This window comes from Vibrio sp. L3-7 (assembly GCF_963898195.1).
GTDB lineage: Bacteria > Pseudomonadota > Gammaproteobacteria > Enterobacterales > Vibrionaceae > Vibrio > Vibrio echinoideorum.
Genome location: NZ_CAWQUW010000073.1, coordinates 221,783 through 243,864 on the forward strand (window position 1 = coordinate 221,783; position 22,082 = coordinate 243,864).

Below are 22,082 nucleotides of genomic sequence, written 5' to 3' on the forward strand. Positions count from 1 at the left end.
CCTATTCAATCTCGCACCACTGTTCAAAAAATCTAATTTGCCCTAATGAGATAGTCTAAACAGTACTTGTAACTCGATGCATCTGTACCTAATCATTTGCGCTAATTAAAACTATTTAAAACCTGGCTGCTACTTCCGGAAAGTTCTTCGTCACCTTTACCCACATACTTATCGTAACCAGCTTGCATGCGCTCTCCGGTACCATCAGGCAAAACCTGTAAGTTCTCCTGTGTCGCATTAGGGTTGTACGTTTGTTCCATCTTTAACGTGGCCACAGATTGCCCTAGTGGTGCATCATTGGCACAACCGACGAGTACAACTATGAGAAAGGCCATCATTGTTCTAATCATATCTATCTCCTTATAAATCATGACCAAATGAACCTTCACTGCCACCATCAGTTGGCGCGATTCCTTTGTCTGAACTTGTCTTGCTGCTGTCTTCAGAATCAGAAGGCTCCGCAATGTATGCGCTTCTACCTAACAAGTAATATTCCAGATCATTCGGATCCACAAAGGCATCAGTTGGCAGTGTGACTTTACTTCGGTCCACCGGTTTAGCGAGCCTCGGTGTAACGAGAATGACAAGCTCGGTTTCACCCGATATGTATTCTTGGCTATTGAAAAGCTGACCTAAAATCGGTACATCACCAATACCCGGCATTTTGTTACTGACATCTCGTACGTTCTCACTCAACAACCCTGCAATACCGATAGTTTGGCCATCAGCAAGCTCAAGCGTAGAAGAAGCACTTCGACGTGTGATTGGTGGGATAAAATAAGTCGCATTCGTCGACCCAGGATCGATAGTCAATGAACTGCTGTTAGCTATCTCACTCACATCAACCGCTAGGTTAAGATTGATTTTTTTATCGCTGAGTACGGTAGGTATGAATTTCAAGCCGACACCGTATTCCTTGTACTCTATGGTAATTCCATCGTCGTCGGGAACAGGAATAGGAAATTCACCACCCGCTAAAAACTCAGCCTTAGAACCACTTAATGCGGTTAAGTTTGGCTCTGCTAATACCTTAGCCACACCGTTTTGCTTCGCGACATCAAGAGCAAAAGTAAACAAGGTATTACTATCGATGAAAGAACCTAGAATTCCGTAATCGGTAGAGGTTGGGATATCGAAAATTGGCGTTGCGCCCAATACACCAGCAGGGACTGATGAAGCGCCCCACGAAAAGTTAGAACCACTGGTTTGGAAGAAATGGAAGTTAGCATCGAACTTTCTCACTAAGCTTCGCTGAACCTCGGCTACCGTCACTTCAAGCATAACTTGTTGTGCGCCACCAATAGACATCAAGTTGATCACACCCGTTGCGGCTGCTTGCTCACTACCACTCTCTTTAGCATCATCCGCCGCTTGTCCTGCCGCATAAGTTTCGGCAATTCGCATCGCTACATTCATTTGTTGTTGATTACTGATTTGCCCACTTAACAGCAAACGGTTTTGCGCACTATGAACCTCAATCGTCTCATCAGGAAGAAACTCGTATAGCTTTGACTTTAAGCTATTAAGATCATGGGTAACTTCGATGTTAATCGACTCAATCAACTGACCTTGCGAATCCCAAGCCATCAAATTTGTCGCCCCTAATTTTTTACCAATTAAGAACAACTCATTAGACTTCAAAATCACAATGTCTAAGACTTCAGGATCTCCAAGAGAAACCTTCGCCGCTTTTCCCGACAGCACCACATGCGTAGATTTATGATGCGGCACCGTGACCGTTTTTCCCGTCTGTAGAGCAGCAACACTGGCCGCTGAAAAACAAATCAGGCTAAAAACACACGCTAATAATATTTTCATATCTCACCTCAATCCTTGACGCGCACACTAGATGTTTCTGTACCTTTGATAATGGTGACACTTGGTCTAGGCACATATCGACGAACCACTTTTTTCTCTACTTCATGTGGATTTCTCAAGGTCAGCTGAATACTACCTTTGCTTTTAGCCGTGAGGAGTTTCTCAGCCTCTTTTGGCGTCATCTCAAGTGTTACCGCACGAACGATAATCGGACTGTTTTCTTTCGTTTTAGCCGTTTGGTCGACGGCTAAAACCTTAATGTCTTTTAATACCGTTTGAGTCGCTGCAGAATTTTTTCCGTAAGAAACAGTATTGAGAATATCAACCTTATTCCCCGGTAATAAGAAACCAGCCACACCAATAACATCATCAACACGTATCGTTACCGCACGTTTATTTTCAGGAATAAGAGCAGCAAGTGTTGACCCTTCTCCTGGCACAGTAAAACGTAACTTATGAAGTACCTCTCCGGCATAAATGGTATTGGCGACTACTTTTCCGAGCAGTTCTGTTTTATCCGAATAGTTGTTTTCATTGATCCAATCGACTTCCATCAACTTAGTTGTTAAATATTGCTCTTCAATTATGGTTCCAGCTTCAATTTCTTGAGATGCCACTACAACCGGATGACGCTCAACTTGCTCGACTTCAATCGTCGGTTGAACTTGGTTGTCCATCCATTGTTTAGCGAAAAATACAGCGGCTAAACCGAATACTACGGACAATAAAAACAGTAGGAAAACTTGACTCTTATTCATTATTCTCTTCCTCGTGTCCATCAGAGGTAAAATAGACTTTCCATGCCATGGCTAGAATGTCGAATGTGATAACGGGTGGGAGTTGCTCAAACGAAAGAATGTCTTTGCTAATACCAACAAGGTCTTTCGGTAAACAAGGGAAAAGCGGTACTTTGTGCAGCGTATGCATTTGAGACAAACGCTCAAAGAACCCATCTTGCAGTTCTATCTCTTTATCAACAGTTACGCTCACCCACAGAGCTTCATAATCTTGCTGATTCAGAGGCTTGAATTCTATTTTGTAGCCCAAGCGACGTAGAAAGGCTGGGTCACTGATCTTTTCAGGATTCAAATTGGTAGAAAATGCGAGCGTTAAAACGAATGGCATGGTGATTTGTTGACCATTCGGTAATGACAGGTGATCAAAGAAGTATTCCATTGGTACGATCCAGCGGTTGAGCAAAGCATCCACTGGCATGGGTTGGCGCCCCAGATCATCAATAACAAAAATGCCGTTATTAGCCATCATTTGTAAAGGTGCTAACCAAACGCGATTATGCTCAGAGTGATTCACCTCAAGCATATCCATGGTGAGCTCTCCGCCCACTTGGATATTAGGACGTTCACAATTGAGCCATCGCTTATCGTATTGATCTCGGAGTGAAACAGTTTGCTCACTGCCATTACGATCTAAAGGAGTATGATGTTGCGCTGAGAAAACCTTAATGACATTCCCTAACGCGTAAACGGCATAAGGGATAAAAACTGAAGTATGAAGCGCGTTCACGATACGAGACGCGACAAAAGTTTTACCTGTCCCAGCGTGCCCATACAACAACAGCGCCCTTCCCGAATTTATTGCAGGCCCTAACACCGAGATCATTTTTTGTACGCCGTAAACATCACTCAATGCGGCTTCCACATCAGGGCGAGTAACAAGCTCTGCCCTTAAATCTTGTTGCTCTACAATTTCAGTGTATTGCTTGAGAGAAACAGGAACTGGACCTAAATAAGCATCTCGTTTGAACGCAAGATCGGCTTCTTCTAAGCCTTTCTCTGACAAGGAATAACGGACATGACTATGAGAAGACGATTCCAAAGACAAAGCAGAAGTAGGTTGAAATACTTCGATAAGAGATTTATTTCTGAGTGCGGCTAGTCCATTCTCTATGACATGTGTAACAACACATAAATAGTTAGACAAATCTAACACGTCAGATTTAGGGTAAGCTGATAGGTGCTTTAGCAATAGGTTCTCAACAACAACCTCAGGAACACCAAGCATTTCGATGGAAGTCGGTACCACTGGAGCTGATATTTGAGGCTTTAAATTGCTCGGGGAAGGTATCCCTCTCATATCCATATGTCCTCTCCAACACATCGACTAGTGATTTAGTTTGATCTATGTAAAATAACTGTACATCGCTAAACCTATTACAACTGAAGGAGCAAATGGCATGGTTACTTTATTTGAGTAACGAGAATGCACAACAGGTTCACCTTTAATATCAGGAGATATCCCGCTAACTAGCATTAGTTTTTCTTCAAAGTATCGTCTAACTGTTATCTCACTATTATTGGCTCGATTATAAAGTAAATATAATGTTCCAATTATTCCGGCAGCGATGAGTATGTAATAAGACACATCAAGTAATGAGCCCCACCCAATATACAACCCAATAACACCTAATAATTTCACATCCCCTGCAGACATGGCCCTCAGAAAATACAAAATCAAACCTGAACAGAAAAGAACTACAGCACCTATCAATGAAGCAACTAATGCATCTAAAGAAAACCCACTATTTAACACAGATAAAAAGTACAAAAATAAAAATAAAATCAGTATCTTATTTGGTATACGATGTTTCTCAACATCGTATACCGAAACAACAATAAGCAATGCCCAAAACAATAAAGATTCACTTATCATTAATTTAGATACCCGCCACGATAGAAAGAAACTTACTGATTAGAGCCGTCGCTATTCCAGAAAATATTAACCAAGCGAGAATGACAAGTGAAGCAGCTCCAATAACATACTCGACCGTAGTCAACCCTTTCTGATACCCCACCCTTTTAAGGTTCATTACCGTTAGCTCTTATGAAGTACTAATTTGATCAACAATAGTACTTAGTTTCGTTGATAGCGCTGTACCAATCCCAGTAAATATTGTGGTTAGCCCAAGAACAAGCATGGCTGCGCCAATAACATATTCAATAACCGTAAGACCTTCTTCATCATTCATGAATTCTTTACAATTTTTCAAAAACTTACTCATGAGAATCTCTCCTTGATTTACATTACAGGTTTATTTACCTGTAAACTAAATCTAGAGCTGAACAATATATTAGGTTAGGATTTTCTTGCTATTTACTTGCACTTTTTTGTTGTACTTCTAATCTATTTAATAGATGCCATTTTGATATGTATTTCTTACTGTTTATTTTGATATGATACAGGTTCAATAACTATGGAAATAATAACACCACTACTTTCTGATATAGACAGTGATTTCAACTCAGTTATTACCAATAAAATTCGTCATTACTTCCCTATTGAGAACTATAAACAGGATATATCTATAATCAGTAACTTAGATGTAAGGTTAGTATTCTATATATTGAATCGAACGGATGAGCTTCAACTACTTACAATGGCACTGTCTATTTGCGAAAATCTGAACAAGCGAATAGTCATTATTTGTTCAGGTCAGATACCTAATATCGTTCGAAATCATAAGAATATATTCTTTATAATAGAAACGAGCAGTAATCATCTGACCAGTAAGTTCGAAGAACTGCAGCGTAAAACCCAACATATCTTCGAGCCTCACTTTGATCTCGACCGAGATACGAATAACAATAATCAGCTACCTGCAAAGTTGTTTACCTCTGAAGTCGTTAACTTTGTTATGGACAACATAAACAAAGAGATCAGAGAAACTGAAATTGCAGAAAAATGTCACTGTTCTACTACCTATTTTTCTAAAAAGTTTCATCTACACTTTGGGGTAAGCTTCAGGGATTTTGTGTGCGATAAACGAATCCTTTTAGCCAAAAAGTTAATCGAAGCCGATACCGAATCAAAAATCGCTGTTATTTCTTACCTATGTGGATACAAGGATGTGTCGTATTTTTCAAGAATCTTTAAGAAAAGGACTGGAGTTACCCCCGCAAGTTACAGACGTGCCTGCACGGATAACAGAAAACGCTAATTTTACTCCCTAAAATAAAAAATCATGGTACATTTAACATGATCTTAACAAAAATAACTTAGCGAAAAACATGGAGTTAGACAATGATTCAGCCTAACGAGTTTAGCCAAGAAAAAGCAACAGCTCTCTCTACACCCAATGACATGATTTTAAAATGGGCAGAAGAACGCCCAGATGAAGTCTATTTAAAACAAATAATTAACCGCCAATTTGTTGAATTCACTTACAAAGAAGTGGCCGACAAAGCACTAAAACTGGCGTCAGCATTAGAAGGACTCGGAGCCCAACCCGGCGATAGAGTCGCTCTCGTTTCAAAAAACTGTGCAGAGTGGTTTATCTGCGATCTTGCCATGATGTTAGGAGATTTTGTCAGCGTCCCAATCTTTCCAACAGCTGGAGCAGACACCATTCAATACTGTATTGAACACAGTGAAAGTAAAATTGTGATTGCAGGCAAGCTTGACGATCCTAAGGCCACTCAAAAAGTACTCGATGATAACCAGAGTCTAGTCAGTATCTCACTGCCCTACGGTACTGCCGCTAAGTGCCAACACACTTTTGAGCAGCTTATCGAGACACACGAACCCTCAACCAAACGACCTCAGCATCACGATGATAAGCTGATGTCGCTTGTGTATACATCTGGTACTTCTGGTTTACCGAAAGGCGCAATGCTCACGTATGGTGCCTTTACTTGGTCAGTTCAACGGTTGATCGACCATATTGGTATCCAACCAGGCGATCGCCTATTCTCTTATCTACCACTTGCCCATATTACAGAGCGCGTTTACATCTTTGGTTCATCAGTAATGGGTGGGGTAGTTACGGCTTTCCCTGAATCTTTAGACACGTTTATTGACGATGTGAAAATGCACCGTCCAACTTTGTTTATTTCAGTTCCTCGCTTATGGACTCTATTCCAACAACGAATTCAGGATAAGCTGCCACAGAAAAAACTGAACTTCTTACTTAAAATTCCATTTGTGAATAACATCATTAAGAAGAAACTGGCTGATGGTCTGGGTTTAGACCAAGCTCGTGTTCTTGGTTGTGGTTCAGCGCCTGTATCACCGGCTTTACTCGCATGGTATGAAAGCGTTGGTTTACACATTACCGAGGCTTGGGGGATGACAGAGTCTTTCGCCTACAGCACGATTAACCACCCGTTTAGATCAGACAAAATTGGTACGGTGGGTAATGCAGGTCCAGGCATCGAACTCAAAATTGCAGAAGACGAAGAAATTTTAGTTCGAAGCAAAGGCATGTTCTCTGGTTATTACAAAAATGACATTGCGACTCAAGAGTCTTTTGACTCAGAGGGTTGGCTACATACGGGTGATATTGGTGATATTGACAGCGAAGGCTACTTAACGATTCGTGGACGTAAGAAAGACACCTTTAAAACAGCTAAAGGTAAGTTTGTTGCTCCCGTTCCAATCGAGAACAAACTCTTTGAATACAGCCGCGTAGAAATGATGTGTTTGATAGGCTTAGGCTTGCCAGGCCCTATCCTGCTTGTTGTACCCCATGACTTCCCTAACTTTGATCGAGCTCGTTATGAGAAAACGACCAAGCGTGTTATCGAGAAGATGAACGAACAACTCGCCTCACACGAGAAGATCAAAGGCGTATTAATGATTAAGGAACCGTGGAGTATTGAGAATGGCGTGTTAACACCAACGCTTAAGATCAAACGACATATCCTTGAGCAAAAATATCACGAAGTCGGTCATAACTGGCCGAAAGATAAATTGGTGGTTTGGGAAGAGTAACAGACTACAAAAATATACATAGCATTGAGAGGGAGCTTTTAGCTCCCTCTTTTATTTAGCTCAACCCTCGATTGAGCATCCCTCAGTTTCAATATATAAAAGTGACAAACCAGAAAAACGTTACAAGGTTAAACGAATAATCACATCCAACATCTTATCGAAACAAGGACCTAATGCCTCTTCATCGATGGCATGGCAATACACACCTTCGAGTTGAGCAGGGTCATAGTCTGCGCTTAAGTCTGGGTCATCCAAAAGCGCACTAGAATTTGCCATTCGTAACAATAAGTCTTCTCCAAACTCGCTATCAGGTCCGGTTGCCGATGTTAATGATGAACCTAACCCTAAGGTAAAGACGTAAATGTTTTCTCCTCTTGCAGCCTCAGCAATGTCTTCCACTAAATTACGAGCAACCCTATTCACCCGAGTATATAAGTCACTGGCAGAATGACTATCTGGATCATACTGTGACACTGGACGCACTGAATGTGTCGGATTTAAAATGTTAAACTCGGTGGCACTTGAATCATGAGTGGTATAGTAATCGGGCATCTCGCTAATATGGTCATCAATATCACGCCCCTCATAACCTCCACTTAAAGTCGTTGCAATCGAATCATGCCTCCAAAGCCCTCGGGGCGTACCACTGCTACCATCACTCGATCGAATAGCTCCCGTGTGCGAATCACCGTCCTCAAAATCAAACGTTGTCGCAAAGGTATTGGGCGCTCCATCTGTGAAGAACACGATCACTTTCAAGTTAGCGGGATCAACAACCGTTCTAAGCTCATTTAAAGCTCGATAGATCCCTTCTGATGCATTGGTATATTGTGCATTAGATGTACTACCAAAATTAAAACTGTCTATCTCCGATTTAATGGTACTTCGACTATGGCCGCGAGTCGCATTGAACCCCACCGGAACCTCGGCTCCGAAAGCAAATTTAACCAATGAAACCCGATCAAATCCTTCGTGAAAGTTTTCAACGAATGACTTAGACCTGTCGATGACGTCTTGTGTCACGTCACCTATGCTGCCGAGCCTCAAAGAAGTGGTGTTATCAATCACTAACACTAAATCTACTGGGCGACGAATAGATTGCGCGGACACTCCAGGATTGAATGTATCTAACCCAATCAAGGGTAAAAAGAGCGTGGGTACTTGTGCCGTAGCTGAAATATCAATCGAAATATTACCGAATGAATCATAGGAGAAATTGACTGCGCCCAAGCTAGGTGTTGCTGAATAAAAGTCGGCCGGGATATTTGCGGCAAAATATTTTTGAGCGGCGGCACGCCCTGCATCTTCGCCATTGGCAACCGCTCTTGCAGCGGCAATACTGGCAGCATCAACTGCTGCAAATAATTTAGACTTAACAATATAAGCTCGTCCAGCATCAACAGAAAGCCCGACAACTAACAGAATAAAAGGCAGTGCGATGACTGACATCAAAGCCACTAACCCCCGACTGTAACGATATTTGATTGGGGTTCCCTTATCCATTTTAACCTTCCTTACATATATGTTGTGTCGCTCAGAATATATTCCTCATCGAATACTCGACTAAAAATCGGCGAATAGTCATAGAATACTTCTACGCTGTACACAATCTCTCCATCATCAAGCGCAACGGCTAAATTGTTAATGAGTGGAGGGTCATCAGCATCCACATCAGAACACTCCCCATCATTTGCCCAATTACTGCAGCTCGACCAAATAGCACTATTTTTACTCAGCCCGTGTTGATTCCATCGGTATTGGCTTTTAATGTAGGGCGAAGCATCTTCTTGCCCAACGACCTCGGTGATGTAAATGACACCGTCTTGCGTCAAATCCAATGTTCCCGATGTGGTTGCTATAATGTCCATCACTTCTTGGGGGGTGTCAGTATTACTTCGAGAAATAATATTTCCACCTTCTCGACTTATACTAATAATGATGTGGTTGGCTTGAATGAGGTGCGTGATATCGACAGCCGCAACAATAAGCAACATAAACAATGGTGCTATTAACGTCATTTCGATTGCCGCAAACCCTTTCTCAGCGGCTTTTTTTATCTTAAAAGGAAACATCCTGTCCTCCCTAAAACGCTTCGTTTTTCATTGCTGCGCTAACGGTAAATTTAAACTTCCCGTCATCGAGCAAAACATACATATAGGGGTTTACAGATGGCCACTCGCAATCAAGATGAATAGAAATAATGTCCCCTGAACCACCAAACCCGGTAACAGCGTTGCCGTAAACATCTTCAACACGTATGTTTTGGACATCCATCACTTTGTCGAGCAAGCCACTCGAAGATTGCGAGATTTTTTCTAATATAGCGGCTTCGCGGTCACTCGATGCATCAGGATCCAGATCAGAACGACCAGTGATGGCATATCTTGCACCCTCTCTTGCCGAATGTTGCATGGTCAATTTAACAAACCCGTATATACCAAGATCAACAACCGTTAAAAAAAGCGCAAAAAACAGACTCACCACGATCGTAAACTCGATAATAGCGATGCCTTTTATTTTAGATTTAAAGCCGTTTCGATAACGACTACGCTCCGAACCTCTTGAAATAGATTTCATACAGCCCCCACCCTCTCGTCTTTCTATTCCCTCTATCTGCCCAATAGAAAACCCAAGGAGATATAGAAAGACTGAACATTAAAGATATAGAATTGATAAACGAGTTGTTCAAGTTTTATACACGCAGGGGATTTTAAGTAGTACCATAGAAGGGTAAATCAGACTGAAAGTTAATTAAGTCTTTTATTTTTCTAAAGTTAAATAAATTAAAAATCCAAAAATACAGTAGAGTTGGAACCTTTATTTATTTATCATTAAAATAACTGGTTGTTTTATATCCATTAGAAAAATAAATGAAATATGGAATACAATGCTTGTTTCTAAATAAATCAGAGTTAAAGTCTCAAAAATAAGACAGAATAATTTCAAAGTAAGCATTTAGTTTAATAGTAAATAGAATTATAAAAATACTCGACAATTAATGAGTAAAGTCAGATTGAGCCAAACCAATACAGATGAAAATTATGACTGAGATAAAGCCAGCGAGACCCGACTTCACGCTATTGACTACATAAGTCAGAATTATAAGTATTTCGTATAATCAGAAGAATCGTTGTTCTCATATTCTAACCCTATGTCTTCTTTCACTCGTCGGCTCAGTTGTTCTGCACATAAAACCTGATTCTGTTTCGCCTTAACTTCACCTAATTTTATCTTCTTATTTTTAAACAACTTAGCACCATAAAGTCTCGTCCAACTGATTAATACTTCCATAATTACTCTCTTGTATTTGCCATCGTTCTGTCGTTATTATGAAAACAACCTGTTCGATAAGCGAACAACCATTCCTAACAAGAACTATAAGAAGAAGTTATGGACAATAGACTACGCCACCTTTCCGGACTTCGTTACTTCGAAGTCGCAGCTCGCTTGAGTAGCTACAGCAAGGCAGCAGAAGAGCTCTTTGTTAGCCAAGCTGCTGTCAGCCAAAAGATCCGTCAGTTAGAGGAACAATTGGAGTGTAAGCTGTTCATCAGGAAAGGGCGTGAAATGGCGCTGACTCAAGAGGGGCGGACTCTCTTCCAGCATGTGTCAGATGGATTTAAAGAGCTTGTTGTCGGATTGAATAAGATTCAGTCTGAACCCCTGCAAGGCGTTATCGTTGTTCGAAGCCCTCCCTCTTTTGCATCGCGTTGGTTATTGCCAAGGCTGTGGAAATTCTCAGTCAGACACCCAGAGATCCCAATTAAGGTGCTAACAGCGTCTGATACCCCAAATTTAAAACATGGTGAGATTGATGTGGCTATTCTGCAAGGCGAAGAGCTATGTGTTGAGGAAGGCTTGACTCTTGAGATGCTAATCAACGAACCCATCTATCCTTTTTGCTCACCTGAACTCGCCAACTCTTTAAAGTTCACGTCACCAGAACAATTACTCAAATGTTGGTTAATTCAATTTAATAGCGGATGCTTCCCTTGGGAAGAGTGGTTCAAACAAGCCAACATATCTACTCAAGGTAGTACCATAGAGTGGATGGAAGTCGGTACTTTTGATATGGGGTTAACGACTGTGATGGCGGGTCATGGAGTTTGCCTCGCAACGGACAGCCTTGCCGGTGATTTCATTGAACGCGGGTTACTCGTTAAACCCTTTAATATTGGGATGACACCTGGCGTTCAAGTTAACTTATGTTTTGATCCTAGCTCGCCAAGAAAAGAGCGTATTGCGGCATTTACTGAATGGTTGCATGAAGAGGTTTCTGAAATATCAAAGATCTAGCTTTGGCTTTGGCTTTGGCTTTGGCTTTGGCTTTGGCTTTGGCAAGAGAATAAACATCATTTTCCTTACTAACCGTAACGTAACTCTCAAAATCAGAAAGAGTTACGTCCGGCAAGCTGAATCACTCCCAAAATGGTTTTCTCACCTCTTCGTTGGCCTGGCCTCGGGTAATACCAACATCTTCAAGTAAATGAGAAGATAGTTCAGCTAGGTGTTTTCTCGTTCTACGCTTCTGAAGGTAAAGTCTAAATTTAGAATAGAATTTCTTAACTGATAACGATGACAAAAATGAATGGTTGGTATTTTCGGCTGCTGTTATCGTATTCATAGCCTTTCTCCTCTTGATTTTTCGCTTTGTTATGGTCAATAATCGACCAACAACGCACTAACGACAAACGATAGATATTGGCATTCAGTTAAGGAAAACTAATGTGAGAGAGCGAACCCCACCTTTCCAAGGGATCTACTATTTTTATACTGCAGCTGAAACTGGCAGCTTTAAACTCGCGGCTGAGAAGCTGTTTGTCACGGCAGCTGCCGTCAGCCAACAAATTCGTCAACTTGAAGTGTGGTTAGGTGCAGATTTGTTTATTCGTCAGCACCGAAAAATAGTACTCACTCACGAAGGTGAAGTGCTTTACCTGCAAGCTAAGAAAGGCTTTGCCCACATTCAAGATGGCGTGAGGCGAATTAACCAAGATCCAAACCCTACTCAACTGTCTATTTCAACCGTGCCATCATTTGCCCAACACTGGTTGGTACCTCGAATTGGCGACTTTCGCGATCGCCACCCTGATCTATCCATGTTGATTGAACCAACCAATAAGCTCGTGACGTTTGAAGACTCTAATGTCGATGTCTGCGTTCGGTATGGTCATGGTAGTTATCCAAACATTGAATCGCGTTGGTTAATGGACGAGGTGGTTTACCCAGTTTGTCACCCTATTTACCAAGAAAAGCATGGTATTTACGATATCGGTGATCTGCACAAAGCTGAGTTAATTGAAGACCGCTGGCCTGATATGGATTGGAATCTATGGCTAGAAATTGTCGGAGCGAGAGCTGGCCGTACATCGTTGCAATTTGATGGCTCGCACTTTGTTCTAGAAGGCGCACTATCAGTTCAAGGAGTCGCACTCGTTAAGCACAGCTTGGTGTACCGCTATCTACAGGAAGGGAAATTAGTTCGAATAGGTAACATCGCACTCAAGCCTAAATACAATTACTTTTTATGCGCACCTGCTGGTTACTTTCATCGAGAAAAAATAAAACGCTTTGAAGCTTGGATGCAAGGTCAGGTTCAGTTATTTGGAAATAAAGGTCGGGAAGAGCTTTCTATTATCGATACCGATTACGAGCTTAAATGGTCCGATAATTCATAAAGCGAAACTGATATACTGAGCTCAAATAAATGGCGAGAACATCTCATGACACAAGAAAATAACCCACTTCACGGTATCACTCTGCAGAAACTACTGACTGAATTGGTTGAGCATTACGGCTGGGAAGAGTTGAGTTACATGGTGAACATCAACTGTTTCAAAAAAGACCCTAGCATCAAATCTAGCTTAAAGTTTTTGCGTAAAACGGACTGGGCACGTATTAAAGTAGAGCAGATCTACATTGATTTGAAACGTTAGTCCCTCTCTGTTTAAGCTGTATCTGAATTTGTCCCGTATCCACTTAGTACGGGGCTATATCACATGGATTTTGAACTAATCAACTAAACCCCTGTGTCTACTTTTTAGGGGCCACATCACTCTCGCATCTCGCATCTCGCATCTCGCATCTCGCATCTCGCATCTCGCATCTCGCATCTCGCATCTCGCAGTATATGACAAGCAACAAAAAGCCCCGCAAGCTTTCACTTGCGGGGCTTTTTTAGTTAACTTAGAAAAGAGCTAATTACTTACCAGCTGCTTTTTCTGCTTTAACTTTAGCGATTACTTCTTCTGCCACGTTCGTTGGACATGGAGAGTACTGTGCGAATTCCATAGAGAATTGGCCACGGCCTGAAGTAATTGTACGTAGGTGACCGATGTAACCAAACATTTCTGAAAGTGGTACGTCAGCTTTAATACGAACGCCAGTTACGCCAGCTTGTTGATCTTTGATCATGCCACGACGACGGTTAAGGTCACCGATAACATCACCAACGTGATCTTCTGGAGTAAATACGTCAACGTTCATGATTGGCTCAAGAAGTTGCGCGCCAGCTTTAGGCATAGATTGACGGAATGCACCTTTCGCTGCGATTTCAAATGCGATTGCAGATGAATCGACTGCGTGGAAACCACCATCGTAAAGTTCAACTTCAACGTCTAGCGTAGGGAAGCCAGCTAGTACGCCGTTTTCCATCATGCCAGCAAAGCCTTTCTCAACAGCAGGCCAGAATTCTTTAGGTACGTTACCGCCAACAACTTTTGAAGAGAACGTAAAGCCAGAACCAGGTTCGCCAGGCTTGATACGGTAATCGATCTTACCGAATTGACCAGAACCACCAGACTGTTTCTTATGCGTGTAGCTATCTTCAATTGCTTGAGTGATAGTTTCACGGTAAGCAACTTGAGGAGCACCAACTGTTAGGTCAACGCCGTAAGTACGCTTAAGGATATCTACCTTGATGTCTAGGTGAAGCTCACCCATACCTTTCAGGATAGTTTCGCCAGTTTCTTCGTCAGTTTCAACTTGGAAAGATGGATCTTCTGCAACCATTTTACCGATAGCGATACCCATTTTCTCAGAACCGCCTTTATCTTTTGGAGATACAGCGATAGAGATTACTGGAGTTGGGAAGACCATTGGCTCAAGCGTTACTTGATCTTTAGGATCACATAGAGTGTGACCTGTTTGCACGTTCTTCATACCAACGATCGCAATGATGTCACCAGCTTGTGCGCTAGTTAGTTCGTTACGGTCATCAGCTTGCATCTCAACCATACGGCCAACACGCTCAGTTTTACCTGTGAATGAGTTAAGAATCGTGTCGCCTTTGTTCAATTTACCAGAGTAAATACGAACGAAAGTTAGAGCACCGAAACGGTCATCCATGATTTTGAATGCAAGCGCTTTAAATGTTTCTTCAGTAGAAACAACAGCGTGGTTACCAGTTTCTTCACCGTTCTCATCCATTAGAGGTTGAGGATCAACTTCAGTTGGAGAAGGTAGGTAATCTACAACAGCGTCAAGAATGATTTGAACACCCTTGTTCTTGAATGCAGAACCACAGTAAGTTGGGAAGAACGCTAGGTCACGAGTACCTTTACGGATACAACGCTTGACGTCTTCGATAGAAGGCTCTTCACCTTCCATGTAAGCTTCAAGTAGGTCATCGTCTTGCTCTACAGCAGTTTCGATTAGCTCTTCACGGTATTGCTCAACGTCATCAACCATGTCCGCAGGAACATCTTTGATTTCGAAGTTTTCAGGAAGACCAGTGTCATCCCAAACGTATGCTTTACGGCTTAGAAGGTCTACAACACCCACGAATTCATCTTCGCGGCCGATTGGTAGAACCATAACTAGAGGAGTTGCGCCTAGAACGTTTTTAACTTGGTCAACAACGTTGTAGAAATCTGCACCCATACGGTCTAGTTTGTTAACGAAGATCAGACGAGATACTTCTGATTCGTTAGCGTAGCGCCAGTTAGTTTCTGATTGTGGTTCAACACCACCAGAACCACAGAATACACCGATACCGCCATCAAGTACTTTAAGAGAACGGTATACTTCAACTGTGAAGTCAACGTGTCCAGGAGTATCGATAACGTTTAGACGGTGACCGTTCCAGAAACAGCTTACAGCTGCTGATTGGATAGTAATTCCGCGCTCAGCTTCCTGTTCCATGAAGTCAGTAGTTGATTCGCCATCATGTACTTCACCAGTCTTGTGGATCTGACCAGTTAGCTTAAGGATACGCTCAGTGGTAGTTGTTTTACCCGCATCAACGTGCGCGAAAATACCAATGTTTCTGTATTTCGATAAATCTGCCATTGTCTTACTCTGTTAATAGGATATAAAATGCGCGCAGAGTATATCACAATCTGTGAGGACTGATAGCTTTGCATGCATTTGGGACTAAAAAACTTTGCCTTTTCGTAACAAAAACGAAAAGGCAATCTGTAGAAACAATCTAAATGATTGTTAGGTTTAGTGCTAACTTAAAGCGCAATTAACGTTCAAGTTAGACTGATTTTCTGCTGTATAGAGTAGCTGAAGTGAGCTCAATTACAACTCATCAAAAGCATTAATTGCCTCTGATAATTTTTTGACCCCATGGATCTGCATTCCAGGAATGCCGCCCTTAGGCATGTTCGCAGCAGGCACTATCGCTCTCTTGAAACCATGCTTAAACGCCTCATTAAGACGCTCTTGCCCGCTAGGTACTGGACGAATCTCACCCGCGAGGCCTACTTCCCCAAATACCACCACATCTTTTGGCAATGCACGGTCTCTGAAACTCGAAAGTAAAGCGATCACTAATGCAAGATCGGCACTGGTTTCGGTTACTTTAACACCACCAACAACATTCACAAACACATCTTGGTCGGCCATTTGTAAGCCGCCATGTTTATGCAGCACAGCTAATAACAAAGAAAGGCGGTTTTGCTCTAAGCCAACCGCGACACGACGTGGGTTTGCCAATTGGGAATAATCCACTAACGCTTGGATTTCAACAAGAAGCGGACGTGTCCCCTCCCAAACCACCATCACTGAACTGCCTGATGTTTCTTCTTCGCCGCGAGACAAGAAAATAGCAGATGGATTGCTGACTTCTTTAAGGCCTTGGCCTGTCATTGCAAACACGCCTAATTCATTGACCGCACCAAAACGGTTCTTGTGACTACGCAGCGTTCTAAAACGGCTATCCGTTCCGCCATCTAACAGCACGGAACAGTCAATAATGTGTTCAAGTACCTTTGGGCCAGCCAGTGTGCCGTCTTTAGTTACGTGTCCAACTAAGAACACAGCAACGTTATTCTGTTTCGCGTAGCGCGTTAATGCTGTTGCTGATTCACGAACTTGTGCAACACTGCCTGGCGATGATTGAACATCAGCGACATGCATAACTTGGATTGAGTCGATGACCATTATCTTAGGTTGTTCCCTTTCGGCAACCTGACAGATCTTATCGACATTGGTTTCAGAGAGCATTTTAAGATGCTCTTTCGGTAATCCTAATCGAGAAGCACGCATCGCGACCTGTTGAAGAGATTCTTCCCCAGTGACATAAAGTGTCGGTAGTTGAGAAGAAAGCTGACACATGGTTTGCAATAATAGCGTTGATTTACCGGCACCAGGATTACCACCAATCAGGATAGCGGCACCAGGAACAACACCACCGCCTAAAACACGGTCGAGCTCTTTAAAGCCACTGCTGAAACGTGGGACCTCTTGCAAGTTGATTTCAGAGAGAGTTTGAACCGAAGATTCCGTTGCGCCACCCGCGTAGCCACCACTTAATCGTTCATTACGCGCAACTTGAGGTGAAGCAGCTAACCTAACTTCTGTAATCGTGTTCCAAGCACCACATGCATTGCACTGTCCTTGCCAACGTGGAAAGTCAGCGCCACAGTCATTACACACATAAGCTCGTTTTGCCTTAGCCATAAAACCTCAATAATTTGCTTGGTAACTGGTAAATGTTGCGATTCTGTGACCCCGTTGACCGTACGCATGAAAATAAACGTTGCAGTAGGGTCACGAATATCTAAAGATCAAATACAACTTGTCGATAACAATAACGCACCGGCCATTCTAACAAGAAAAGTATGCAGCAATCTGAAATTCTATCTGTAGCAGAACGACTAATCCCGGCTTACCACGCCGAAGATTTCGAATTCCTTCTTTCTCAAATGACAGAAGACGAATCGCCGTCTCTAAAGCTGCTCGTTAAAATGGAACTGAATCGTATCATGGCTCCGTGTACAAAGAGCATTGATTTACGTGGACGTATTGATAATGAATGTCGCCAGTTCACGCTAGATGGTCGTAAACACTGGCTTGATGACATAGCTTTGAACGCATATCAACGTGGCACTAAAAAATTTAAAGGCTATACAGAAGGGGCGTGGGAGTTGGTCATGACGCCACGAACTCAGCCACTTCGTAGTGTCGTTAATACCTCATCTCAAAATAACCACGACATAACTAGCGCGAATAGCCCATACGAAGCAGAGGCTATTAACTTAGGCTACGATTTAAAGCGTAAAGAAAACAGACTTAAGATCAGTTCACAGGTTGAGGTTACAACATCTAAAGGTCAAAGCTTGCATGGTGTTACGGTTGATATCTCTCCTTCGGGTGCAAAATTCAAAGTACCGAGTGCTTTTCGATACAATCTTGGTGAGATCATCAGTGTCAAATTCACAGAGCTTGTTGAGAAGTCACTAGAAATCGATGTTAACCAAGCTGTTGAATTCCGAGTTCTGGGCATTGATGAATCTTATGAGAACAACGCAGTCAAGTTTCTAAGAACCATCAAGATAAGCGATAACAATATTGTGGGTCGCTTACTCGGTGAGTCTTTAAATAGCTCAAGTAAGAAAACTAGCCATGAGAATCAAGATAGGGTTATTCGAACCCGCACTCGAGGCATCGAACACACCTATTTAAAACACACCTGTAACCTTCCTCTGTTCTTCAATGGCAGCGAACTAAAGCTTGCCCTACTCACGGATAACAACCATCCGTTGTGGCAATATTGGCATGATGAACGCAACCAGCAAGCTCTGGGCACCCTGTTCAACGAACAAAGAATGAATTTACTGGCTAAACCTGGGGTGAAAGGAACCAGTAACGTTATTTACTCTTTTACTCACGAGCATCAGAACAAGACTTTGTTCTACTCGATGATGCTACCTGAGGCCTCTCGCGAACAGAGACAATTGTTCTGGCATATCGGTGGTAAACGAAAAAGCTGGAAAGCGTTCAAGTTCTCTGTTTTCGAGCTATCCGATACCGAAAGACAAGCACTAGCGAAACATTCGGATACGTTGGCTCAAAGCTCAGAGCAGTTGACTCATTGCGGCATCTTGCAAGAGATCGGTGATCACGAAAGTGCGGCTGATTATCTATTAAGTGAAAAACCTCGCATTCCAAGCAGTGAACTGAACCGATTCCGTCATCCACGAACAGTGGTTGGGAATATTCAGAGTATTTATTTTGATTCTCTTACTCGTCGTAAAGAACCGAGATACCAATTTAAATCTCCGTTACAGCTTACCTCGCAAGATGGTGCGGCAGCGAACGGACATACCTTAGACATCTCGAAACGCGGGCTAAGCATTACCCTTGAGCAGCCAATGGTCCTCAAGATCAATGACCCAGTATTGGTGAATTTTAATGAGCTGCAACTCTATGATAAGAACTTGCCATTAAGCACTGTGCCTTATCTCGTGATTCGAGTAAGCCCTAACGGTCGAAACGTACAATTGGTTATCGCAGAGAACGCTAAGACAATGCGCACCATTGCCTTTCTAAACGGGCTTATCGATCAGAACCAAAGCAAGCTGATTAAAAAGAAAGAAATACTGCCAACGCATTCACTGCTCGAATCACTACACAATATTTTACTTAGCAAGATGGTCAGTAATCCGATATTCATCGATAAGCCAAGTTCAACACTGCGTTGTAAGATTATTGGCGTGAACTTCCCGTTGAATAAGCACTTAGCGTTACTCGCTAAACTTGGGCACAACCAAAAGTTCTCACTTGAGCCTATTTTCAAAGGGCACTCTAACTCTCTATTGGCTGAACCACTGAAAAGAATTGAAGGTGCAGTACCCAAACACCACGATGTATATATTGCTGCAGTTAAGTTTGGTGACAAGATCCAATCCGTGCACACTAAATTGGTCAAAGATTTCGCTTCTGCAAAAGAGCGAATCTTATTCATCAAGAAAGCCCAGCACTTAGGGGACGTGTACGTACTGCGAGTCACAACCGCTCCCATCTTTAACCCGCTAACGAGTTTATTCCAACTGGATTTAGAAGAGCTTTCAAAAATTAGCATGCACCAAGCGAAGAAGTTAGAGAATGAGGTCACCGCTTTTGTCGGTTATGGTGAGATAGAAGATATTACCGATGAAGTATTGATTCGGTTAGAGCTAACACGCTAGCTAGCGCCGTAGATACACCAGAATTAAAAATAGAAAAAGCAGGCTGATTGCCTGCTTTTTTTTGTCTGAACTGTTATTGAAATGAGCAATAAAGATTAAAAATTCAATATATAAAAAGAACCTTTAAGGTTTCGCTTGCCAACTAATTTTCTGTTGTTTAGCCAACACGCCCGACAGAATACAAAGTACCCCACCTAAACCAGCATAACGCACAGCGGTTTGAGCTTGCTGCTCTACCTTCGGTTTCGCATGGTAAGCAATGCCTAAGCCCGCAGAGCCCATCATAACCAAGTCATTAGCACCATCACCTACAGCAACCGTGTTGTGCAGTTCAAGCTCATACTCTTCAGCCAGTTCAACTAAGATATCGGCCTTGGTTTGCGCCGAGACAACATCACCTAAAACTTCACCCGTCAATTTACCATCGATAATCTCTAGGGTGTTTGACTGAGCATGGTCAAGATCGAGCGTATCTTTTAGGTAATCGGAGAAATAAGTAAAGCCACCAGACGCGATAGCCGTTTTCCAACCAAGTTTATTCAGCGTGTTAACAAGCCCAACTAAGTCTGGCATGAATGGCAGTGATTTACGCACTTGCTCAAGAATAGCTTCATCAGCACCTTTAAGCGCCCCAACACGCTGACGCAGGCTCTGTTCAAAATCGAGCTCACCTTGCATTGCGCGCTCTGTAATTTCAGAGACTAACTCACCTACTCCAGCTAACTTGGCTATCTCATCGATACATTCAATCTGAATCGCTGTGGAATCCATATCCATTACGATCAAACCTGGCTTAGATAGGTCAGGAACCTCGCTAAGGCAAGCATAATCAAGTTTCAACGCTTGTAGGATTTCTTCGTGTGCTGGGGTTAAGTTTCCAGACATCAATGCCACTTCGTATTTACCCACTTTCCATGTATCTAGAATAGTGTTGTATGTACCGGTGAAGAAATCGACGTCATCGAAAGATTGTGGTGATAAATACTCACCAAATACAATCCAATTGGCTTTAGCCTTCGCGAGTTGAGAAGCGAAACGAGTCTCGGGGAGTCGGGTTAATAATGTCGTATGCCTTTTAATCGGCAGATATTTCTGATCGTCCATGTGTATGATTCCTAATTAACTATGCTAAACGTTAACCTATTGCAATTTGAAAACGCAAGTCTCAATATGTCTTAATCATAACATTTGTTTATTTCAGGCTTCGTGAAACATGAATGAATCATTGTTCTCAATACGTAACGCTTTACGAATGCTAGCCCTAATTTTGTTGGCTACCATGTTCGTCGTAACGATCAAAAATACGGTCGTTATCAGTAAAGGTAACGAAAAAATCCAAGCAAAACAGCTAGAGACACTAACTAAGGTTCTTATCTCTCAGGCATCGCTTTCGGCTAGCAAGATGATCACCCAACAAGACCAAGAACGATTACTTGAGCTGACTAATCAGCTATCTCAAGACCGACTGGTATTTGATACTACGATCTATGATGCAGAGGGTATTCGTCTAGCTTCGAGCGAAAAAGCACTCTCGGTACGCGAAGTTCTTGGCTTAGACACGCCACTTTCAACAGCAAGTATCGGCAGACAGCAGTTAGTCGAACCTATTTACTCTCCAGAAAAAACGATCATCGGCTTTATCCGTGTGACTTTTGAAACAGGTAAAATGACGGCGATTTCTGATCACCATTATCGTAAGAGCGATCGTTACATGATCGGTATGGTCTTAATGGGCTTCATCAGTGGTGTTTTATTCATCATGCTGATTCGAAAAAGACAAACCAAACCTGGCGAGAACTTACTGCTTAAAAATGTGAGCTCATAAGCTAGCCTATCGCGCCTTGGAATCACGAAATAAAAACCTCAGATTAGGCAATATGAATTATTTCGATTGAGATCACGTGGCCTTCTAGAAACCAAGAATAGCGCTCAATAATAAATCATTGCCAATAAAAAGCCCCGACGCTCAAGCGTCGGGGCTTTTTGTTATCTGTTGTCCCGTCCTGAAATGTGTTTACACATTGAGGACGAATTATGACTACTTCAAATAATACCTACGTTAAGCGCACTCAGCGTGATTACACACTAGGCTTTAAATTACAGGTCGTCGCCGCTGTAGAA

Annotated in this window: 22 protein-coding genes; 7 read left to right on the top strand and 15 right to left on the bottom strand. The window is 42.3% G+C overall.

Annotated features, from left to right (window positions below):
- Positions 1–101 precede the first annotated feature (101 nt).
- From AACW75_RS25250 to AACW75_RS25280, 7 genes are read right to left on the bottom strand one after another with little or no spacing between them, the layout of a single operon-like run.
- Positions 102–371 (bottom strand): hypothetical protein, encoded by a 270-nt coding sequence (locus AACW75_RS25250; protein WP_065682810.1) that lies wholly within the window; start codon positions 369–371, stop codon positions 102–104.
- The gene (locus AACW75_RS25255) at positions 361–1,818 is read right to left on the bottom strand and encodes a type II and III secretion system protein family protein (RefSeq protein ID WP_237297578.1); all 1,458 of its coding nucleotides are present in this window, start codon (positions 1,816–1,818) and stop codon (positions 361–363) included. Before AACW75_RS25255 ends, AACW75_RS25250 begins: the two co-directional genes overlap by 11 nt.
- Before the next feature lie 8 nt (positions 1,819–1,826).
- Positions 1,827–2,576: a Flp pilus assembly protein CpaB gene (gene cpaB / locus AACW75_RS25260; RefSeq protein WP_017076279.1), complete on the bottom strand. Its 750-nt coding sequence runs from the start codon at positions 2,574–2,576 to the stop codon at positions 1,827–1,829.
- The gene (locus AACW75_RS25265) at positions 2,569–3,918 is read right to left on the bottom strand and encodes an AAA family ATPase (RefSeq protein ID WP_237297579.1); all 1,350 of its coding nucleotides are present in this window, start codon (positions 3,916–3,918) and stop codon (positions 2,569–2,571) included. Before AACW75_RS25265 ends, cpaB begins: the two co-directional genes overlap by 8 nt.
- Positions 3,919–3,957: 39 nt before the next feature.
- A complete protein-coding gene (locus tag AACW75_RS25270; protein WP_135455938.1) occupies positions 3,958–4,488 on the bottom strand; it encodes an A24 family peptidase in 531 nt (176 codons plus the stop codon).
- 4 nt (positions 4,489–4,492) lie between these two features.
- Entirely contained in the window at positions 4,493–4,645 is a 153-nt protein-coding gene (locus AACW75_RS25275) for a hypothetical protein (RefSeq protein WP_017088256.1), read from the bottom strand.
- A 12-nt stretch (positions 4,646–4,657) separates the two neighbouring features.
- Positions 4,658–4,837: a Flp family type IVb pilin gene (locus AACW75_RS25280; protein ID WP_017088257.1), complete on the bottom strand. Its 180-nt coding sequence runs from the start codon at positions 4,835–4,837 to the stop codon at positions 4,658–4,660.
- A gap of 192 nt (positions 4,838–5,029) precedes the next feature.
- On the opposite strand from AACW75_RS25280, the gene AACW75_RS25285 reads away from it, so the two are divergent.
- Together AACW75_RS25285 and AACW75_RS25290 are read left to right on the top strand one after the other, a co-directional pair.
- A complete protein-coding gene (locus tag AACW75_RS25285) occupies positions 5,030–5,773 on the top strand; it encodes a helix-turn-helix domain-containing protein (RefSeq protein ID WP_135455937.1) in 744 nt (247 codons plus the stop codon).
- An 83-nt stretch (positions 5,774–5,856) separates the two neighbouring features.
- A complete protein-coding gene (locus tag AACW75_RS25290; RefSeq protein ID WP_237297580.1) occupies positions 5,857–7,545 on the top strand; it encodes an AMP-binding protein in 1,689 nt (562 codons plus the stop codon).
- Between the two features lie 120 nt (positions 7,546–7,665).
- On the opposite strand, the gene AACW75_RS25295 is transcribed toward AACW75_RS25290, so the two are convergent.
- The 4 genes from AACW75_RS25295 to AACW75_RS25310 all read right to left on the bottom strand — a co-directional run bounded on the left by AACW75_RS25295 (position 7,666) and on the right by AACW75_RS25310 (position 10,836).
- Positions 7,666–9,048, bottom strand: coding sequence for a vWA domain-containing protein (locus AACW75_RS25295; protein WP_237297581.1), 1,383 nt, complete (start codon positions 9,046–9,048; stop codon positions 7,666–7,668).
- Positions 9,049–9,059: 11 nt separating this feature from the next.
- Positions 9,060–9,617, bottom strand: a complete 558-nt coding sequence (locus tag AACW75_RS25300) for a TadE/TadG family type IV pilus assembly protein (RefSeq protein WP_135455931.1) — start codon at positions 9,615–9,617, stop codon at positions 9,060–9,062.
- Positions 9,618–9,627: 10 nt separating this feature from the next.
- On the bottom strand, positions 9,628–10,122 hold the full coding sequence (locus AACW75_RS25305) for a TadE family protein (RefSeq protein WP_102511173.1): 495 nt from the start codon (positions 10,120–10,122) through the stop codon (positions 9,628–9,630).
- A 522-nt stretch (positions 10,123–10,644) separates the two neighbouring features.
- A complete protein-coding gene (locus AACW75_RS25310) occupies positions 10,645–10,836 on the bottom strand; it encodes a hypothetical protein (protein WP_135455929.1) in 192 nt (63 codons plus the stop codon).
- Positions 10,837–10,935: 99 nt separating this feature from the next.
- Here AACW75_RS25310 and AACW75_RS25315 point away from each other — a divergent pair, with 99 nt between their 5' ends.
- Positions 10,936–11,841, top strand: coding sequence for a LysR substrate-binding domain-containing protein (locus AACW75_RS25315; RefSeq protein ID WP_145564073.1), 906 nt, complete (start codon positions 10,936–10,938; stop codon positions 11,839–11,841).
- A gap of 121 nt (positions 11,842–11,962) precedes the next feature.
- Here AACW75_RS25315 and AACW75_RS25320 read toward each other — a convergent pair whose 3' ends face one another.
- Positions 11,963–12,169 (bottom strand): DUF1127 domain-containing protein, encoded by a 207-nt coding sequence (locus tag AACW75_RS25320; RefSeq protein WP_145571253.1) that lies wholly within the window; start codon positions 12,167–12,169, stop codon positions 11,963–11,965.
- A 103-nt stretch (positions 12,170–12,272) separates the two neighbouring features.
- Here AACW75_RS25320 and AACW75_RS25325 point away from each other — a divergent pair, with 103 nt between their 5' ends.
- Both AACW75_RS25325 and AACW75_RS25330 read left to right on the top strand, forming a co-directional pair.
- A complete protein-coding gene (locus AACW75_RS25325; RefSeq protein ID WP_135455925.1) occupies positions 12,273–13,223 on the top strand; it encodes a LysR substrate-binding domain-containing protein in 951 nt (316 codons plus the stop codon).
- Between the two features lie 45 nt (positions 13,224–13,268).
- Complete coding sequence (locus AACW75_RS25330) at positions 13,269–13,481, top strand: VF530 family protein (RefSeq protein WP_017076293.1); 213 nt, start codon at positions 13,269–13,271, stop codon at positions 13,479–13,481.
- A 265-nt stretch (positions 13,482–13,746) separates the two neighbouring features.
- On the opposite strand, the gene fusA is transcribed toward AACW75_RS25330, so the two are convergent.
- Positions 13,747–15,834, bottom strand: coding sequence for an elongation factor G (fusA, locus tag AACW75_RS25335; RefSeq protein WP_017072746.1), 2,088 nt, complete (start codon positions 15,832–15,834; stop codon positions 13,747–13,749).
- 234 nt (positions 15,835–16,068) lie between these two features.
- On the bottom strand, positions 16,069–17,451 hold the full coding sequence (radA, locus tag AACW75_RS25340; protein WP_017072747.1) for a DNA repair protein RadA: 1,383 nt from the start codon (positions 17,449–17,451) through the stop codon (positions 16,069–16,071).
- A gap of 161 nt (positions 17,452–17,612) precedes the next feature.
- Here radA and AACW75_RS25345 point away from each other — a divergent pair, with 161 nt between their 5' ends.
- Complete coding sequence (locus tag AACW75_RS25345; protein ID WP_145571249.1) at positions 17,613–19,961, top strand: PilZ domain-containing protein; 2,349 nt, start codon at positions 17,613–17,615, stop codon at positions 19,959–19,961.
- A 123-nt stretch (positions 19,962–20,084) separates the two neighbouring features.
- Here AACW75_RS25345 and serB read toward each other — a convergent pair whose 3' ends face one another.
- The gene (gene serB, locus AACW75_RS25350) at positions 20,085–21,065 is read right to left on the bottom strand and encodes a phosphoserine phosphatase (protein ID WP_145571247.1); all 981 of its coding nucleotides are present in this window, start codon (positions 21,063–21,065) and stop codon (positions 20,085–20,087) included.
- A 109-nt stretch (positions 21,066–21,174) separates the two neighbouring features.
- Between serB and AACW75_RS25355 the strand changes: the two genes are divergently transcribed.
- Positions 21,175–21,786, top strand: a complete 612-nt coding sequence (locus AACW75_RS25355) for a YtjB family periplasmic protein (protein WP_145571245.1) — start codon at positions 21,175–21,177, stop codon at positions 21,784–21,786.
- Positions 21,787–22,082 lie beyond the last annotated feature (296 nt).

Bases quoted from the DNA above. Each gene is read 5' to 3' on its own strand.
- AACW75_RS25250 (WP_065682810.1), bottom strand. From the start codon at position 371: ATGATTTATAAGGAGATAGATATGATTAGAACAATGATGGCCTTTCTC.
- AACW75_RS25255 (WP_237297578.1), bottom strand. From the start codon at position 1,818: ATGAAAATATTATTAGCGTGTGTTTTTAGCCTGATTTGTTTTTCAGCG.
- cpaB (WP_017076279.1), bottom strand. From the start codon at position 2,576: ATGAATAAGAGTCAAGTTTTCCTACTGTTTTTATTGTCCGTAGTATTC.
- AACW75_RS25265 (WP_237297579.1), bottom strand. From the start codon at position 3,918: ATGGATATGAGAGGGATACCTTCCCCGAGCAATTTAAAGCCTCAAATA.
- AACW75_RS25270 (WP_135455938.1), bottom strand. From the start codon at position 4,488: ATGATAAGTGAATCTTTATTGTTTTGGGCATTGCTTATTGTTGTTTCG.
- AACW75_RS25275 (WP_017088256.1), bottom strand. From the start codon at position 4,645: ATGAACCTTAAAAGGGTGGGGTATCAGAAAGGGTTGACTACGGTCGAG.
- AACW75_RS25280 (WP_017088257.1), bottom strand. From the start codon at position 4,837: ATGAGTAAGTTTTTGAAAAATTGTAAAGAATTCATGAATGATGAAGAA.
- AACW75_RS25285 (WP_135455937.1), top strand. From the start codon at position 5,030: ATGGAAATAATAACACCACTACTTTCTGATATAGACAGTGATTTCAAC.
- AACW75_RS25290 (WP_237297580.1), top strand. From the start codon at position 5,857: ATGATTCAGCCTAACGAGTTTAGCCAAGAAAAAGCAACAGCTCTCTCT.
- AACW75_RS25295 (WP_237297581.1), bottom strand. From the start codon at position 9,048: ATGGATAAGGGAACCCCAATCAAATATCGTTACAGTCGGGGGTTAGTG.
- AACW75_RS25300 (WP_135455931.1), bottom strand. From the start codon at position 9,617: ATGTTTCCTTTTAAGATAAAAAAAGCCGCTGAGAAAGGGTTTGCGGCA.
- AACW75_RS25305 (WP_102511173.1), bottom strand. From the start codon at position 10,122: ATGAAATCTATTTCAAGAGGTTCGGAGCGTAGTCGTTATCGAAACGGC.
- AACW75_RS25310 (WP_135455929.1), bottom strand. From the start codon at position 10,836: ATGGAAGTATTAATCAGTTGGACGAGACTTTATGGTGCTAAGTTGTTT.
- AACW75_RS25315 (WP_145564073.1), top strand. From the start codon at position 10,936: ATGGACAATAGACTACGCCACCTTTCCGGACTTCGTTACTTCGAAGTC.
- AACW75_RS25320 (WP_145571253.1), bottom strand. From the start codon at position 12,169: ATGAATACGATAACAGCAGCCGAAAATACCAACCATTCATTTTTGTCA.
- AACW75_RS25330 (WP_017076293.1), top strand. From the start codon at position 13,269: ATGACACAAGAAAATAACCCACTTCACGGTATCACTCTGCAGAAACTA.
- fusA (WP_017072746.1), bottom strand. From the start codon at position 15,834: ATGGCAGATTTATCGAAATACAGAAACATTGGTATTTTCGCGCACGTT.
- radA (WP_017072747.1), bottom strand. From the start codon at position 17,451: ATGGCTAAGGCAAAACGAGCTTATGTGTGTAATGACTGTGGCGCTGAC.
- AACW75_RS25345 (WP_145571249.1), top strand. From the start codon at position 17,613: ATGCAGCAATCTGAAATTCTATCTGTAGCAGAACGACTAATCCCGGCT.
- serB (WP_145571247.1), bottom strand. From the start codon at position 21,065: ATGGACGATCAGAAATATCTGCCGATTAAAAGGCATACGACATTATTA.
- AACW75_RS25355 (WP_145571245.1), top strand. From the start codon at position 21,175: ATGAATGAATCATTGTTCTCAATACGTAACGCTTTACGAATGCTAGCC.